This window comes from Streptomyces sp. A0592, from assembly GCF_004795115.1.
GTDB lineage: Bacteria > Actinomycetota > Actinomycetes > Streptomycetales > Streptomycetaceae > Streptomyces > Streptomyces erythrochromogenes.
The window spans coordinates 71,859-84,838 of sequence record NZ_SSBM01000009.1 but is presented as its reverse complement, the minus strand read 5'-3'; the positions used below and the strand labels follow the sequence as shown (position 1 = coordinate 84,838).

Annotated in this window: 12 protein-coding genes; 6 read left to right on the top strand and 6 right to left on the bottom strand. The window is 73.2% G+C overall.

Annotation, left to right across the window (positions count from 1 at the left end; genetic code table 11):
- The first annotated feature begins 142 nt into the window (after nucleotides 1–142).
- Entirely contained in the window at nucleotides 143–1,828 is a 1,686-nt protein-coding gene (locus tag E6U81_RS15640; protein WP_136230689.1) for a hypothetical protein, read from the top strand.
- 14 nt (nucleotides 1,829–1,842) lie between these two features.
- A complete protein-coding gene (locus tag E6U81_RS15635) occupies nucleotides 1,843–3,426 on the top strand; it encodes a DUF2142 domain-containing protein (RefSeq protein WP_168714637.1) in 1,584 nt (527 codons plus the stop codon).
- A gap of 21 nt (nucleotides 3,427–3,447) precedes the next feature.
- On the opposite strand, the gene E6U81_RS15630 is transcribed toward E6U81_RS15635, so the two are convergent.
- A complete protein-coding gene (locus E6U81_RS15630) occupies nucleotides 3,448–4,164 on the bottom strand; it encodes a carbon-nitrogen hydrolase family protein (RefSeq protein WP_136230687.1) in 717 nt (238 codons plus the stop codon).
- 4 nt (nucleotides 4,165–4,168) lie between these two features.
- Entirely contained in the window at nucleotides 4,169–5,068 is a 900-nt protein-coding gene (locus E6U81_RS15625) for a LysR family transcriptional regulator (protein ID WP_136230686.1), read from the bottom strand.
- Nucleotides 5,069–5,125: 57 nt separating this feature from the next.
- Between E6U81_RS15625 and E6U81_RS15620 the strand changes: the two genes are divergently transcribed.
- Nucleotides 5,126–5,926 carry an NAD(P)-dependent oxidoreductase gene (locus E6U81_RS15620; RefSeq protein WP_136230685.1) on the top strand — a complete coding sequence of 267 codons (801 nt, stop codon included), beginning with the start codon at nucleotides 5,126–5,128 and terminating at the stop codon, nucleotides 5,924–5,926.
- An 82-nt stretch (nucleotides 5,927–6,008) separates the two neighbouring features.
- Entirely contained in the window at nucleotides 6,009–6,332 is a 324-nt protein-coding gene (locus E6U81_RS15615) for a putative quinol monooxygenase (protein ID WP_031145911.1), read from the top strand.
- Nucleotides 6,333–6,336: 4 nt separating this feature from the next.
- Here E6U81_RS15615 and E6U81_RS15610 read toward each other — a convergent pair whose 3' ends face one another.
- Entirely contained in the window at nucleotides 6,337–6,912 is a 576-nt protein-coding gene (locus E6U81_RS15610; protein WP_136230684.1) for a TetR/AcrR family transcriptional regulator, read from the bottom strand.
- A gap of 177 nt (nucleotides 6,913–7,089) precedes the next feature.
- Here E6U81_RS15610 and E6U81_RS15605 point away from each other — a divergent pair, with 177 nt between their 5' ends.
- Nucleotides 7,090–9,567, top strand: a complete 2,478-nt coding sequence (locus E6U81_RS15605; protein ID WP_136230683.1) for a glycoside hydrolase family 3 C-terminal domain-containing protein — start codon at nucleotides 7,090–7,092, stop codon at nucleotides 9,565–9,567.
- Between the two features lie 87 nt (nucleotides 9,568–9,654).
- Here E6U81_RS15605 and E6U81_RS15600 read toward each other — a convergent pair whose 3' ends face one another.
- Nucleotides 9,655–10,551: an SGNH/GDSL hydrolase family protein gene (locus E6U81_RS15600; RefSeq protein WP_136230682.1), complete on the bottom strand. Its 897-nt coding sequence runs from the start codon at nucleotides 10,549–10,551 to the stop codon at nucleotides 9,655–9,657.
- A gap of 249 nt (nucleotides 10,552–10,800) precedes the next feature.
- Between E6U81_RS15600 and E6U81_RS15595 the strand changes: the two genes are divergently transcribed.
- Nucleotides 10,801–11,295 (top strand): DUF3145 domain-containing protein, encoded by a 495-nt coding sequence (locus E6U81_RS15595; protein ID WP_136230681.1) that lies wholly within the window; start codon nucleotides 10,801–10,803, stop codon nucleotides 11,293–11,295.
- 84 nt (nucleotides 11,296–11,379) lie between these two features.
- Here the strand turns inward: E6U81_RS15595 and fabF are convergent, their stop codons facing one another.
- A complete protein-coding gene (gene fabF / locus E6U81_RS15590; RefSeq protein ID WP_136230680.1) occupies nucleotides 11,380–12,645 on the bottom strand; it encodes a beta-ketoacyl-ACP synthase II in 1,266 nt (421 codons plus the stop codon).
- Between the two features lie 79 nt (nucleotides 12,646–12,724).
- On the bottom strand, nucleotides 12,725–12,973 hold the full coding sequence (locus E6U81_RS15585; RefSeq protein WP_136230679.1) for an acyl carrier protein: 249 nt from the start codon (nucleotides 12,971–12,973) through the stop codon (nucleotides 12,725–12,727).
- Between the last annotated feature and the right edge of the window lie 7 nt (nucleotides 12,974–12,980).

The window sequence follows — 12,980 nt, the reverse complement described above, 5'->3', positions numbered from 1 at the left end:
GCAGCAAGTGCCAAGGCTGTCTCTCACTGCCCTTGAGTTCGCCCTGGCCCGGAGCTTCGGCGGGGGGCCGGAGTCGCGCAGCGGCTTGCCGAGCCACGACCGGCCACCGGGCCGAGGACCGACCAGCAGTAGGGACACAGCAGTGACAGTCAGTACCGAGGGCACGGCGACCCTGCTGCCCCCGGGCGGACCGGCCGCGCCCGCCCGCCCGATACCGGCCGCCCGGCGCGGCATCGGCTCACGCGGCACGTTCCTGTTCCTCGAAGCCGTCGTCGCCTTCGCCGCGGCGCTCGTGCTCCCGCTGCTCGCCCGCGGCTTCAAGCTCAACCCCCTGGACCGGATCGCGCAGGTCAGCGGTCTCGCCGCGATCCAGCTGCGGTTCGCGCTCATAGGTCTGCTCTTCATCGGCGCGGTGGCGCTCGCCGTGCGGCTGCGCAGGGGCCGGCACTTCGACCTGGCCACGCGGTTCGCCTCCGCCGCCCTCGCCGGCCTGGCCAGCGGCTTCGTGGCCGCCGGTGCGGTCGTCGCCCTCCACGGGACGCCCTGGCCGATGTTCGGCCTCAACGGAGACAGCGGCCGCATCGTCGAGTGGGCCCAGGCGGTGGCCAACGGCCGCCCCTCCGGCTCCCCGGTCTACCCGCCGGCCCCCCTCTACACCCTCGGCCACTACGCCGAGTGGTTCCGCGGCGGCAATACCGCGTACGCCTTCAAGGACCTCCAGATCCTCGGCGCCGCGGCGTTCGGACCTCTGGTCTACCTCTGCTGGCGCATGCTGCTCGGCCCGGTCCGGGCCCTCGCCTTCGGCGTGGCACCCGCCTTCGCGCTGATCGACGCCTACAAGCCCTACAGCCAGACCGTCCTCGTCGTACTGGTCCCGGTCCTGGTCGCGATGGTGGTGTCGCTGAGCCGCAGCGGCACGCAGGGCTGGCGGCCGCTCCTGCTCAAGGGCGCGGGGTTCGGTGCGCTGCTCGGCGTCATGTTCCTCACCTACTCGGGCTGGTTCCTGTGGAGCGCGGCGGGCGTGCTGTTCGCCGCACTGCTGTACTTCCCGTGGCGGGACGGCCGGCTCGGCCGGATCAAGGGCGCGGCCTTCCTCGGCGCGTCCCTGGCGGCGTTCCTCGTGGTCGCGGGGCGCTACCTCATGGTCATGCTGACCGAGGGGCAGACCACCAAGGACTACAACTTCCGCTTCGACAACTTCACCGACCCGGCGTACTACCTCATGTGGCGCACGGACATGCCCGGCAAGGTCGGTGAGTGGCCGCTGCCCGGCGAGTACGGCGGGGTCGGGCTGTTCGCCCTGGTCACCTTCGTCGGCGTGGGCGCCGCGATCTGGCTGGGCATGCGCAAGCCGATGGTCATCACCATCGCCGCGATGTTCATCAGCGCCTGGGTGATGCGCATGTACATCGCCTCGCACATGTACGAGACGCAGACCGTCCAGCTCTACACCCGCACCAACAACCAGCTGCTCTACTGCGGGCTGCTGCTGTGCGCGCTCGTCGTCCACCTGGTCTCGCTGCGGATCGCCGCGCGCCGGTCGCAGCCCGACGCCGGAACGGGGACGGGTACGGCGAACACGGCGGGCACCGGCTTCCCCGGTCGCGAAGGCGCCGTGATCGGGGCCCTGTGCGCCCTGCTGCTGCTCCTCGGCACCGTCTCCTCCTCGATGGCCGACCGCTACATGCCGGCCAAGGAGAACACGTACCGGATCCTGCCCTGGGTCTCGCACACCATCACGGAGCGGGACGGGAGCTGCCCGAAGTACGCGCCCGGCGGCACGTGCTCCAAGGACGGCGACCAGAGCTGGCTCGGCTTCATCCGATGACTTCCGGGGGACCGATGACTTCCGCACTGACGCGGCTGGCCGACTGGTCGGCGGGAACACCCAAGCGGCTCTGGCTGATCTCTTTCGCCCTGTTCTTCACGCTCACGGGGTCGTGGGCGGCCGCCAGCCCCCTCGGCAGCTCCCCCGACGAGCATGCGCACTTCATCCGTGCCGCCGCCGTGGCCAGGGGGCAGATCGGCGGGACCGAGGTGATGGTCCCGCACACGGTGGCGGGCATCGAGGGGCACTTCGCCGAGACCGGCGTGCAGCTCCCGCAGTGGTACCGCAACCTGCCCACGGTGCACGAGTGCTACTCGTGGCGCGAGGCGCAGCCCGCGTCCTGCGCCCCCTCGCTCGGCACGTCCGAGAAGATCGCGCAGGCCACCACGGCGGCCGGACGCTACCACCCGGGCTACTACCTGGTGACCGGCTGGCCGAGCCTGCTGGCGGACGGCCCCAAGGGGCTGTACCTCATGCGCTTCATGTCGGCGCTGCTCTGCTCGGCCCTGCTGGCCAGCGCGGTGGTCACGGCCGCCGAATGGCGCCGGCGCTCGCTGGCGATGCTCGGCGTGTTCGCCGCGGCCACCCCGATGACGCTCTACATGTCCGGCATGGTCAACCCCAGCGGCGGCGAGATCGCCGCCGGGATCCTGGTGTGGACGGCCCTGCTGTCGATCGTCCTGTCGCCCGACCCCGTGCTGTTGAACCGCAGACTGGCCCGGCTGGGCATCGGCGGCCTGGTGCTGATCAACATCCGGCCGCTCGGACTGATCTGGTTCGGCGGGGCGGTCGTCTTCTGCCTGCTGCTGACGCAGCGGCGCGGACTGCTGGGGCAGGTGCTGCGCCGCAAGGCCCTGTGGCTCTGGACGGTGCTGCTGGGCCTGGCGACGGCCGGCGCGCTGCTCTGGGCGGCGAGGCACCCCGACAACTCGAAGATCGACATCCCCGACTCGCTGACCACGGGCGTCGCCGCGAAGAGGACCCTCGGCAACACCGAGGTCTACATCAAGCAGATGCTCGGATTCTTCGGCTGGCTGGACACCCCCGCCCCGGCCTTCATGTACCTGGTGTGGATGGCGGTGCTCGCCACCGTCGTGGTGCTGGCGCTCGTGCACGGCCGCGCGCGCGAGGTCGTGGCGATGCTCGGCATGCTGGTGGCCGTCGTCATGGTGCCGGTGGCCGCGCAGGCCTCGCAGGCGGAGCGCATCGGCATGGTGTGGCAGGGCCGCTACCTGCTGCCCTTCGCCGTCGGCCTGCCGTTGATGGCCGTGGCCGTCTGCGCCACGCGCGCTCCGGAGCAGGTCTTCCCCTGGCGACGGCTGGTGGGCCTGTCCGTCGTCGGCCTCGCGCTGGCGAACCTGTCGGCCTTCTACTGGACGCTGCGCCGGTTCGCCGTCGGGACGAACGGTTCGTGGGTGGCGACCTCGGCGCACTGGGCCCCGCCCGGCGGCTGGGTCCTCTGGACCTGCGTGTACGCGGTGGCGGCCGTCGCCGTCGTGCTGCCCGCCCTGCTGCCCGACCGCGGGGGCGCCGCCCGGCTCCCGGACCTCGACGCCCCGCGTCCGGGCCGCCGCCGACGGGTCCCCGAGCCCGCCTGACGCACCCGTCCGGCGGCCCCGTCAGAGGGCGGGGCCGACCGAGGCGGTCACCACCGAAGGGGTGCAGTCGTCCGCCTCGGCGAGCAGCGTGCCGCCGGGGGCCCACACGGCCGAGCGGCCGCAGCCGGTCCACGGTCCCGCCGGGCCCACGTGGTTGGCGAGGACGACGTACAGACCGTCCCGCTCGGCGATCCCCGGATACACGGTGGCGCGCTCGCGGATCCCGTCGCCGGTCCCGTACAGGGAGCTCGCCAGGTGGACCCGGCAGCCGTCGGCCGCGCCCCGGCCCGGCAGCCCGGGGAAGTGGTTGTCGTAGCAGACGCCCAGCGAGAAGCGGACCCCGAGGAGTTCGAAGCGCCCGTCGGCGGTTCCGGGCTCGAAGACGTCCTGCTCGTGGCGGAAGAGGTGCTGCTTGCGGTACGTCGCCACGTGCGCGCCGTCCGCGTCGTGGACCAGCGTCGCGATGGCGGGCCGCGGGCCGTCGCCGGGCAGGGCCACGTTGACCGCGGTGGCGATCCCGGCGGCGCGCAGCGGGTCCAGCCGGGGGTCGTCGGCGGCGGTCCACAGCCCGGGGTCGGCGGCGAGCGCGTCCAGCTCGTAGCCGGTGAGCGTGAACTCCGGGAACACCACCAGTGCGGCGCCCTGCTCACGGGCGGTCACGGCGAGGGCGGCGGCCTGCGCGGCGTTCGCGCGGACATCGGCGGGGACGCACGTCATCTGTGCTGCGGCGATCTTCACCCGGTCAGGATGCCAACCCGTCCGCGGTTTCCTTCAGCAGGGTCAGCAGGGCCGCGGCGGCCGGTGAGGGGGCGATCCCGCGCGGGGTGGCCGCGTAGACCCCGCGGCGCGGGGCGTCCTGCGGGTGCAGCGGGACCAGCACGAGGTCGGGACGTACGGAGGAGGCGGCGAGCTCCGGTACGAGGGTGACGCCGAGCCCGGCCGCGACGAAGCCCTGCTTGGCGATCCAGTCGGCGGCGACGAAGCCCGCACGGGGGCGGAAACCGCCCGCCAGCGCGGAGTGCATGAGGGTCTCCTCGGGGCGGGTGCCGGCGGCGATCCACTCCTCGTCGGCCAGTTCGGCCAGCCGCAGCCCGGTGCGTCCGGCGAGCCGGTGGCCGCCCGGCAGGGCCACGTACATGCGCTCGTCGAGCAGGTGGTGCGGGGTGCAGTCCCGGGGCGGCCGCCCGGAGGTCTCGGCGACGACGGCGAGGTCGAGCTCCCCGGCCGAGAGCAGGGCGAGGTGCTTGGCCGAGGGACCCTCGGTACGGGTGAGCGCGACGGCGGGGTGGCGGGCCCGGAAGGCGGCCAGTGCGCGCGGCAGCAGCGCCGCGTCCGCGGTGGAGAAGGAGCCGATCCGCAGCCGGCCGGCGCCCAGGGTGCGCAGCGCGTCGAGCTCGGCGCGGGCGGTGCGCAGGCGCTCGCCGACGGCCTCGGCGTGCGGGAGCAGGACGCGGCCGGCCTCGGTGAGGCGGACGCCGCGCGGGAGCCGGTCGAAGAGCGCGGCGCCCCACTCGTCCTCCAGGGTCTGGATCTGCCGGGAGACGGCGGACTGGGTGTAGCCCAGGGAGCGGGCGGCGGCGGTGAAGGAGGCCAGGCGGGCCACGCGCAGGAAGACCTCGTACAGGCTGTGCGGAGTCGGCATGGCACCCATGCTAGACATTCGCTTGTTGCATGAACGGTCGGGGCCTAGCGTCGGGGCATGGACACAGCGCAGCAGATCGCATTCCTCGGCCTCGGCAACATGGGCGCCCCGATGGCCCGTCACTTGCTGGCCCACGGACACGGGCTGACGGTGTGGAACCGGACGCCGGAGAAGGCGCGGCCGCTGGCGGAGGCCGGCGCGACGGTCGCCGCCACGCCCGCCGAGGCCGTCCGGGCGGCGGACCTCGTCATCACCATGCTGGCCGACCCGGCGGCCCTGCGGGACGTCGCGGAGAGCGTGCTGCCGGCCCTGCGCCCCGGCGTCCACTGGATCGACACCTCCACGGTGGGGCCGGAGGCGGTGCGCGAGCTCGCCGGGCGGCTGCCGGAGGGGGTGACGCTGACCGACGCGCCCGTGATGGGGAGCGTCGACCGGGCGGCGGCGGGGGAGTTGTGGGTGCTGGCGGGCGGCGACCCGCTGCCCGGCCCGGTCCGGCGGGTCCTCGACACCCTCGGCGAGGTCACGGTGTGCGGCCCGGCGGGTTCGGGCGCGGCGCTGAAGCTGGTGCTGATCAACACGGCGGTCGGCGGGGTGGCCCTGGTGGCCGAGGCACTGAGGCTGGGCGGAGCCCTGGGTCTGCCGGAGGAACTGGTCCGCGCGCAGCTGGCCCGCGGACCGCTGGCGGGCGCGGTGGCGCGTGCGTACGCCGACGCCTCGCACTTCCCGGTCGCCCTGGCGGCGAAGGACGTGGCCCTGGCCACGGCCCGTGCGCCGCTGCCGGTCCTGGAGTCGGTCCACGCCGCGCTGACGTCCCGCCCGGACCTTGCGGCCCGGGACCTCTCCGCCCTGCGCCCCTGACCGGCCGGGGCCGGAGGCAGGGCCGGGGCCGCGGGCGGGGGAGTGCGCCCCCGGGATGGATCAACCTGCATAAAATGCCGGTGTGATCTTCATTGTGGTGAAATTCCCCGTCAAGCCCGAATACGTCGACGCCTGGCCCGACAAGGTCGCGCCGTTCACCCGCGCCACCCGCGCCGAACCCGGCAACCTGTGGTTCGAGTGGTCGCGCAGCCTGGAGGAGCCGAACACCTACGTGCTGGTCGAGGCCTTCCAGGACGACGCCGCCGAGGCGCACGTCACCTCCGAGCACTTCAGCGCCGCGCTGGAGACCATGCGCCCGATGGTGACCCGTACGCCCGAGATCGTCAGCACCACCATCGAGGGTGCGACCGGCTGGAGCCGGATGGGCGAGCTCCAGGTCGACTAGGCCCTCAGGCCTCCGGGCCCCGCAGCAGGGTCAGGAAGGCGCGGAAGGCGGCGGGCATGTCCACGGACTCCGGGGCCAGCAGCCACTGGTACTGGAGTCCGTCCATGACCGCCGTCAGCAGCGGGGCCGCCTGCTCCGGGGTCAGGCCCGAGGGCAGGCGGTCGCCGAACTCGGCGCGCAGAACCGCCGCCATCTCCGCCCGGACCTGGGCGTAGCGCTCGGTGAAGAACTCCCGGGCCGGATGCCCGTCGGTGACGCTCTCGCCCAGCAGCGCCGAGAAGGTCTGCACGATGCCCGGGCGCATCGCGTTGTAGTCCACCAGCGAGGCCAGCAGGTCCAGGCGCCAGGTGTCCGCCGCGGCGCGCGAACCGCCGCCCGTGTCCCACCGGTCGCGTTCCTCCAGCACCGCGACGAGCAGCGCCTCCTTGGTCGGGAAGTAGTGCAGCAGCCCCTGCTGGGTCAGGCCCACGCGCTCCGCGACCGTGCCCAGGGACGCGCCCCGGTAGCCGCGCTCCGCGATCACCTCGACGGCGGCGCGGACGATCTCCCCGCGGCGCTCCTCGCTTCTCGCCCTGGCCATCGCCATGGCACCCCTTCCGTGCAATCCCGTCGGCAGGACCGTAGGAGGACCGTACGACATCCGCATATCACGAAAAGATAACAAACCCTACCGCTCACCAGGCGGCGGGTCCACGATGGGGGCACCGCACAGCGCCGCACCGCGCAACCGCACCGCTCTCGACGAGGAGGCACGGCCGTGACCGATGCCGATCAGGTCCGCGATCAGATACGGGACGACGCCGTGGAGGCGGCGCTCGACAAGCTCGACCTCGACACCAAGGCCCTTCTGCTGGCGGGCCAGGACATGTGGTCCCTGCCCGCGATCCCCGCCATCGGGCTGAAGTCCCTGGTCATGTCCGACGGCCCCATCGGGGTGCGCGGCGTGCGCTGGACCGCCGACGACCCGTCCGTTGCCCTGCCCTCCCCGACGTCGCTCGCTGCCGCCTGGGACCCGGAACTCGCCCGCCGCGCCGGCCGGCTCCTCGCCCAGGAGGCCCGCCGCAAGGGCGTCCACGTCCTGCTGGCGCCCACCGTCAACCTGCACCGCTCCCCGCTCGGCGGCCGCCACTTCGAGTGCTACTCCGAGGACCCGTACCTCACCGGAGCCATCGGCAGCGGCTATGTGAACGGCGTCCAGGACGGGGGGGTCGGGACCACGGTCAAGCACTTCGTCGGCAACGACGCCGAGACCGACCGTTTCACCGTCAACAGCGTCATCGCCCCGCGCCCGCTGCGCGAGCTCTACCTCGCGCCCTTCGAGGCCATCGTCGCCAACGCCCACCCCTGGGGCATCATGACCGCCTACAACCAGGTCAACGGCACGACGATGACCGAGCACCGGTACCTGGTGAACGAGGTCCTGCGCGGCGAGTGGGGCTTCGACGGCGCCAACGTCTCCGACTGGATGGCCGCCCGCTCCACCACCGGCGACATCCTGGGCGGCATGGACGTGGCCATGCCCGGCCCGACCACCGTCTACGGACCCGCCCTGGCCGAGGCCGTCCGCGCCGGGGAGGTCCCCGAGTCCGCCGTCGACGACGCCGTGCGCAACGTCCTGCGCCTCGCCGCCCGCGTCGGGGCCCTGGAGGGCGCTCCCGCCGTCGTCGAGACCGCCCCGGCCCCGGTCGACGGCCGGGCGCTGGCCCGCGAGCTCGCCGCCCGCGGGTTCGTCCTCGTGCGCAACGAGGACGGCGCCCTGCCGCTGGACGCCTCCGCCGGGCACACCGTCGCCCTGCTCGGCGCCGCCGCGCGCGACGCCCGGGTGCTCGGCGGCGGCAGTGCCACCGTCTTCCCCGAGCGGGTCGTCTCCCCGCTCGACGGGCTCGCCGCGGCCCTCCCGGAAGGGGCCCTGACCTACGCCGTCGGAGCCGACCCCTCCGAGGAGCCCACCCCCGCCGACAAGGGGTTCGAACTCGTCGCCGTGTGCCGCGACGCCTCCGGGGCCGTCCTCGGCGAGGGCGGCCTGCCCACCGGCCAGGTCCAGTGGATCGGCGACGACCTGCCCGCCGGCGCCACGTACGAGACGATGGCGAGCATCGAGGTCCGCGGTACGTTCGTGCCGCGCGAGAGCGGTGAGCACGCCTTCGGCACCCGCGGGCTCGGCGCCTTCTCCCTCGCGGTCGACGGGCGGCACCGGTGGAGCGGCGTCCAGGAGATGGGCGACGAGGCCGACCCCTTCGAGGCCTTCTTCGGGGCGCCCAGCGAGCGCGCCCGCGTCACCCTCACCGAGGGCGAGCCCGTCGAGGTGTCGCTGACCTACCAGGTCCCCGACGTGACCGCGCTGCCGCTCAAGGCGATCATGTTCTCGCTGCTCCACCTCGGCCCGCGGCGCGACCCCGACGAGCTGATCGCCGAGGCGGTGGAGGCCGCCCGCGCCGCCGACACCGCCGTCGTGGTCGTCGCCACCACCGAGCGGGTGGAGTCCGAGGGCTTCGACCGCGCCGACCTCGCCCTCCCGGGCCGCCAGGACGACCTCGTGCGGGCCGTCGCCGCCGTCAACCCGAACACCGTGGTCGTCGTCAACGCCGGCTCCCCGGTGGAGCTCCCGTGGCGCGAGGACGTCGCCGCCGTCCTGCTGACCTGGTTCCCCGGGCAGGAGGGCGGGGCCGCGCTGGCCGACGTACTCCTCGGGGAGGCGGAGCCGGGCGGGCGGCTGCCCACCACCTGGCCCGCCCGGTTCGCGGACGCGCCCGTCACCGAGGTCGTCCCCGCCGACGGGCGCCTGGAGTACGGCGAGGGCCTCTGCATCGGCTACCGGGCCTACGAGAAGCACGGCGTCGTCCCCGCCTACCCCTTCGGGCACGGCCTGGGCTACACCGACTGGGCGTACGAGTCCTTGGAGGCCACTGCCGACGCCGTACGGGTCCGCGTCACCAACACCGGTACCCGGCCCGGCCGCGAGGTCGTCCAGGTCTACCTGGCACCCGTCGAGACTGCGTCCAACGGCGCGCGGAGCACGACGGTGGAGCGCCCGGCGAGCTGGCTGGCCGGCTTCGCGAGCGTCGCCGCGGGCCCCGGCGAGAGCGTCGAGACCGAGATCCCGCTGCCCGCCCGGGCCTTCGAGATCTGGGACGAGGAGGCCCGCGGCTGGCTGCGGATCGGCGGCGCCTACGAGGTCCGCGCGAGCCGCGCGCACGGCGACACCCGGCTGACCGCGACGCTCGACATCGCGTGACACGCCGTATGGCCGGAAATCACCCCTGAAAGCCGGTCCGGGGGCGGGCCCTGACTCCCGCCCCCGGACCCTGCGCGCACGGGGAGGTCAACGCGGCGGTTCGGCGGTCGTCACCTGGCGGTGTGCCAGTTCCGCCAGCCGCGCCTGCCCGTCCTTGCCCGGATGGAACCAGTCCCAGCGGCTCAACTGCTCCGCCGCGAAGGGGTACTGGAACACCGCGCCGCCGTCGTAACGGCACAGCGCGTCCTTCCCGCAGACCTCGCGCAGCACCTCGTTGTACTCGACCACCCGCGCCCGCACCTGCTCGCGCCGGGCCGTGGCCCCCGTGGCCAGCGACAGCGGATCGGCGAGCATCGACTGGCAGATGCCCAGCTTCCACACCTGGCGCACCATCGGGAGGTCCTTGCCCTGCTCCCACAGCCGCTGCAGGTCCGGCACGCTGGAGACGTACACCTGGGAGGCCGGGGACGCGGCCCGCAGCTGCGCGAGGGCCTGCTCGAACCCGGACCGGAACTCCGCCACCGGGGTCATCGACGAAGCGGTGGGCCGGCAGGCGTCGTTCGACCCCACCATCACCGTGACCAGGTCGGGCTTGTGCGCGGCGGCCGCGGTCAGCTGGCCCGGCAGGTCCGCCATCCGCGAGCCGGTCACCGCGTAGTTCCAGCTGCGCCCGGGCACCGCGGCGTCCCCGAGGAGCCGGGCGGCGAGGGAGCGGACGGCGGGGTCGCTGCCGGTGGCCCAGGAGACCTCGGGGCAGTCGGCGAGGACCGAACAGGCGTCGAAACCACGTGTGATGGAGTCGCCGGTGGCGGCGATCGAGGTGGGCGCGGTGTTCCACCGGGGAGCGGACTGCGCCCCGCGCTCGCCCGGGTCGGCCGACCCGCCCGACTGGCACCCGGTCAGGGCCCCGGTCAGCAGCGCGACCGTCGCGCCCGCACCCGCGAGAGCACGGCGCGCGCGGCGGCGGGGAGCGGTGGTGCGCATGGGAAGGACCCCTCCTTGTGGCCCCCACGTCCTTCGGGGGGTCCTGCTGAGTGAAAGCTCTGTGTTTACCGGCCTCGGAGCGACCGTACGTCACACCGGGACCCCTGGCGCACGGTAGCTTTTTCCCGTGGCGTTTCGGCCGCAGGTCCCGTTGCGCAATGTCAAATAATTTCCGTTACATTACATCACGTCACATACTGTCCGTTTTCTGGAGTTTATTCCCGACCTCGTCCACCACTGGAGGTCCCGGTGACGACACGTGGAGTTCTGTACGTGCATTCCGCACCGCGCGCGCTCTGCCCGCACGTGGAATGGGCCGTAGCGGGCGTGCTCGGGGTGCGGGTGAACCTCGACTGGATCCGGCAGCCCGCCTCCCCGGGCACCTGGAGAGCCGAGTTCTCCTGGCAGGCCGAAGCGGGCACCGCCTCGAAACTCGCCTCCGCGCTGCGCGGCTGGCACCTGCTGCGCTTCGAGGTGACCGCGGAGCCCTGCCCGACCGCCGAGGGTGAGCGCTACAGCTCCACACCGGAGCTCGGCATCTTCCACGCCGTCACCGGCCTGCACGGCGACATCCTGATCCCGGAGGACCGGCTGCGGGCCGCGCTGGCACGGTCCACGCGCGGCGAGACCGACCTGGAGGCGGAGATCGCCAAACTGCTCGGCAAGCCCTGGGACGACGAACTGGAGCCCTTCCGCTACGCCGGCGAGGGCGCCCCGGTCCGCTGGCTCCACCAGGTGGTCTGACCTGCGCCACGGCCGGTCGGAACGTGAAGGGCCCCGCACGGCGACTGCCGTGCGGGGCCCTTCACGTCGAACACGTCGAACGGATCAGACGCTTCGGAAGGCGAGCGTCACGTTGTGGCCGCCGAAGCCGAAGGAGTTGTTGATCGCGGAGATCGGGCCGTCGGCCGGCAGCTTGCGCGGCTCGTCCCGGACGATGTCCGCGTCGATGTCGTCGTCGAGCGCGTCGATGTTGATCGTCGGCGGGGCCAGACGGTGGTACAGCGCCAGCACGGTCGCGACGGTCTCGATACCGCCCGCGCCGCCCAGCAGGTGACCGGTCATCGACTTGGTCGCGGAGATCGCGATGTGGTCGAGGTCGTCGCCCAGGACCTTGCGCAGGGCCTTGATCTCGGCCGTGTCACCCTGCGGGGTGGACGTGGCGTGCGCGTTGACGTGGACCAGCTCGGCCGGGTCGAGACCCGTGTTGTCGAGCAGGTTCTGCACCGCGGCGGCGACACCGCGGCCGGTCGGCTCGGGCTGCGCGATGTGGTGGCTGTCCGCGGACAGGCCCTGGCCCAGCACCTCGCAGTACACGCGGGCGCCGCGCTTGGCGGCGTGCTCGGCGGACTCCAGGACGACGACGCCCGCACCCTCGCCCAGGACGAAGCCGTCACGGCCCTTGTCGTACGGACGGGAGGCCGTCTCGGGGCTCTCGTTGTTCTTCGACATCGCCATCATGTTGGCGAAGGCGGCGATCGGCAGCGGGTGGATCGCGGCCTCGGTGCCGCCCGCGACGACCACGTCGGCACGGCCGGTGCGGATCATCTCGACGGCGTAGCCGATGGCCTCGGCGCCGGACGCGCAGGCGCTCACCGGAGTGTGCACGCCGGCCTGGGCGTTGACTTCGAGACCGACGTTGGCCGAGGGGCCGTTCGGCATGAGCATGGGGACGGTGTGCGGGGAGACCCGGCGCACACCCTTCTCCTTCAGTACGTCGTACTGGTCGAGGAGAGTGGTGACGCCGCCGATGCCGGAGGCGATCACGGTGCCCAGGCGGTCGGGCGCGACGGACTCGTCCTCGCCCGCCGGGGCGGTGTAGCCGGCGTCGGCCCACGCCTCGCGGGCCGCGATGACGGCGAACTGCGCCGAGCGGTCCAGCTTGCGGGCCAGCGGCCGGGGCAGGACCTCACTCGGGTCCACGGCGACCGGGGCGGCGATGCGTACCGGGAGTTCGGCGAAGCGCTCGCCCTCCAGGGGCTTGACGCCGGAACGGCCGGCGAGCAGACCTTCCCAGGTCGAAGCGCTGTCGCCACCCAGCGGAGTGGTTGCGCCGATACCGGTGACGACCACGGTGCGATTGGTCGGGCTCACAGGAATTCTTTCTCCACGTCTCAGAGGGTGCTGAATTGTCACGGCGCCACCGCCGGGTGGCGACAAACGCTCGTCAGGCTCAGGCCTGGTGCTTCAGGATGTAGTCCGCGGCGTCGCCGACCGTCTTGAGGTTCTTGACGTCCTCGTCCGGGATCTTGACGTCGAAGCGCTCTTCGGCGGCGACGACGACCTCGACCATGGACAGGGAGTCGACGTCCAGGTCGTCGGTGAAGGACTTGCCGATCTCGACGTCCTCGACCGGGATGCCCGCGATCTCGTTGACGATCTCGGCGAGGCCCTCGACGATCTCCTGCTGCGTGGCGGCCATGTGGCGC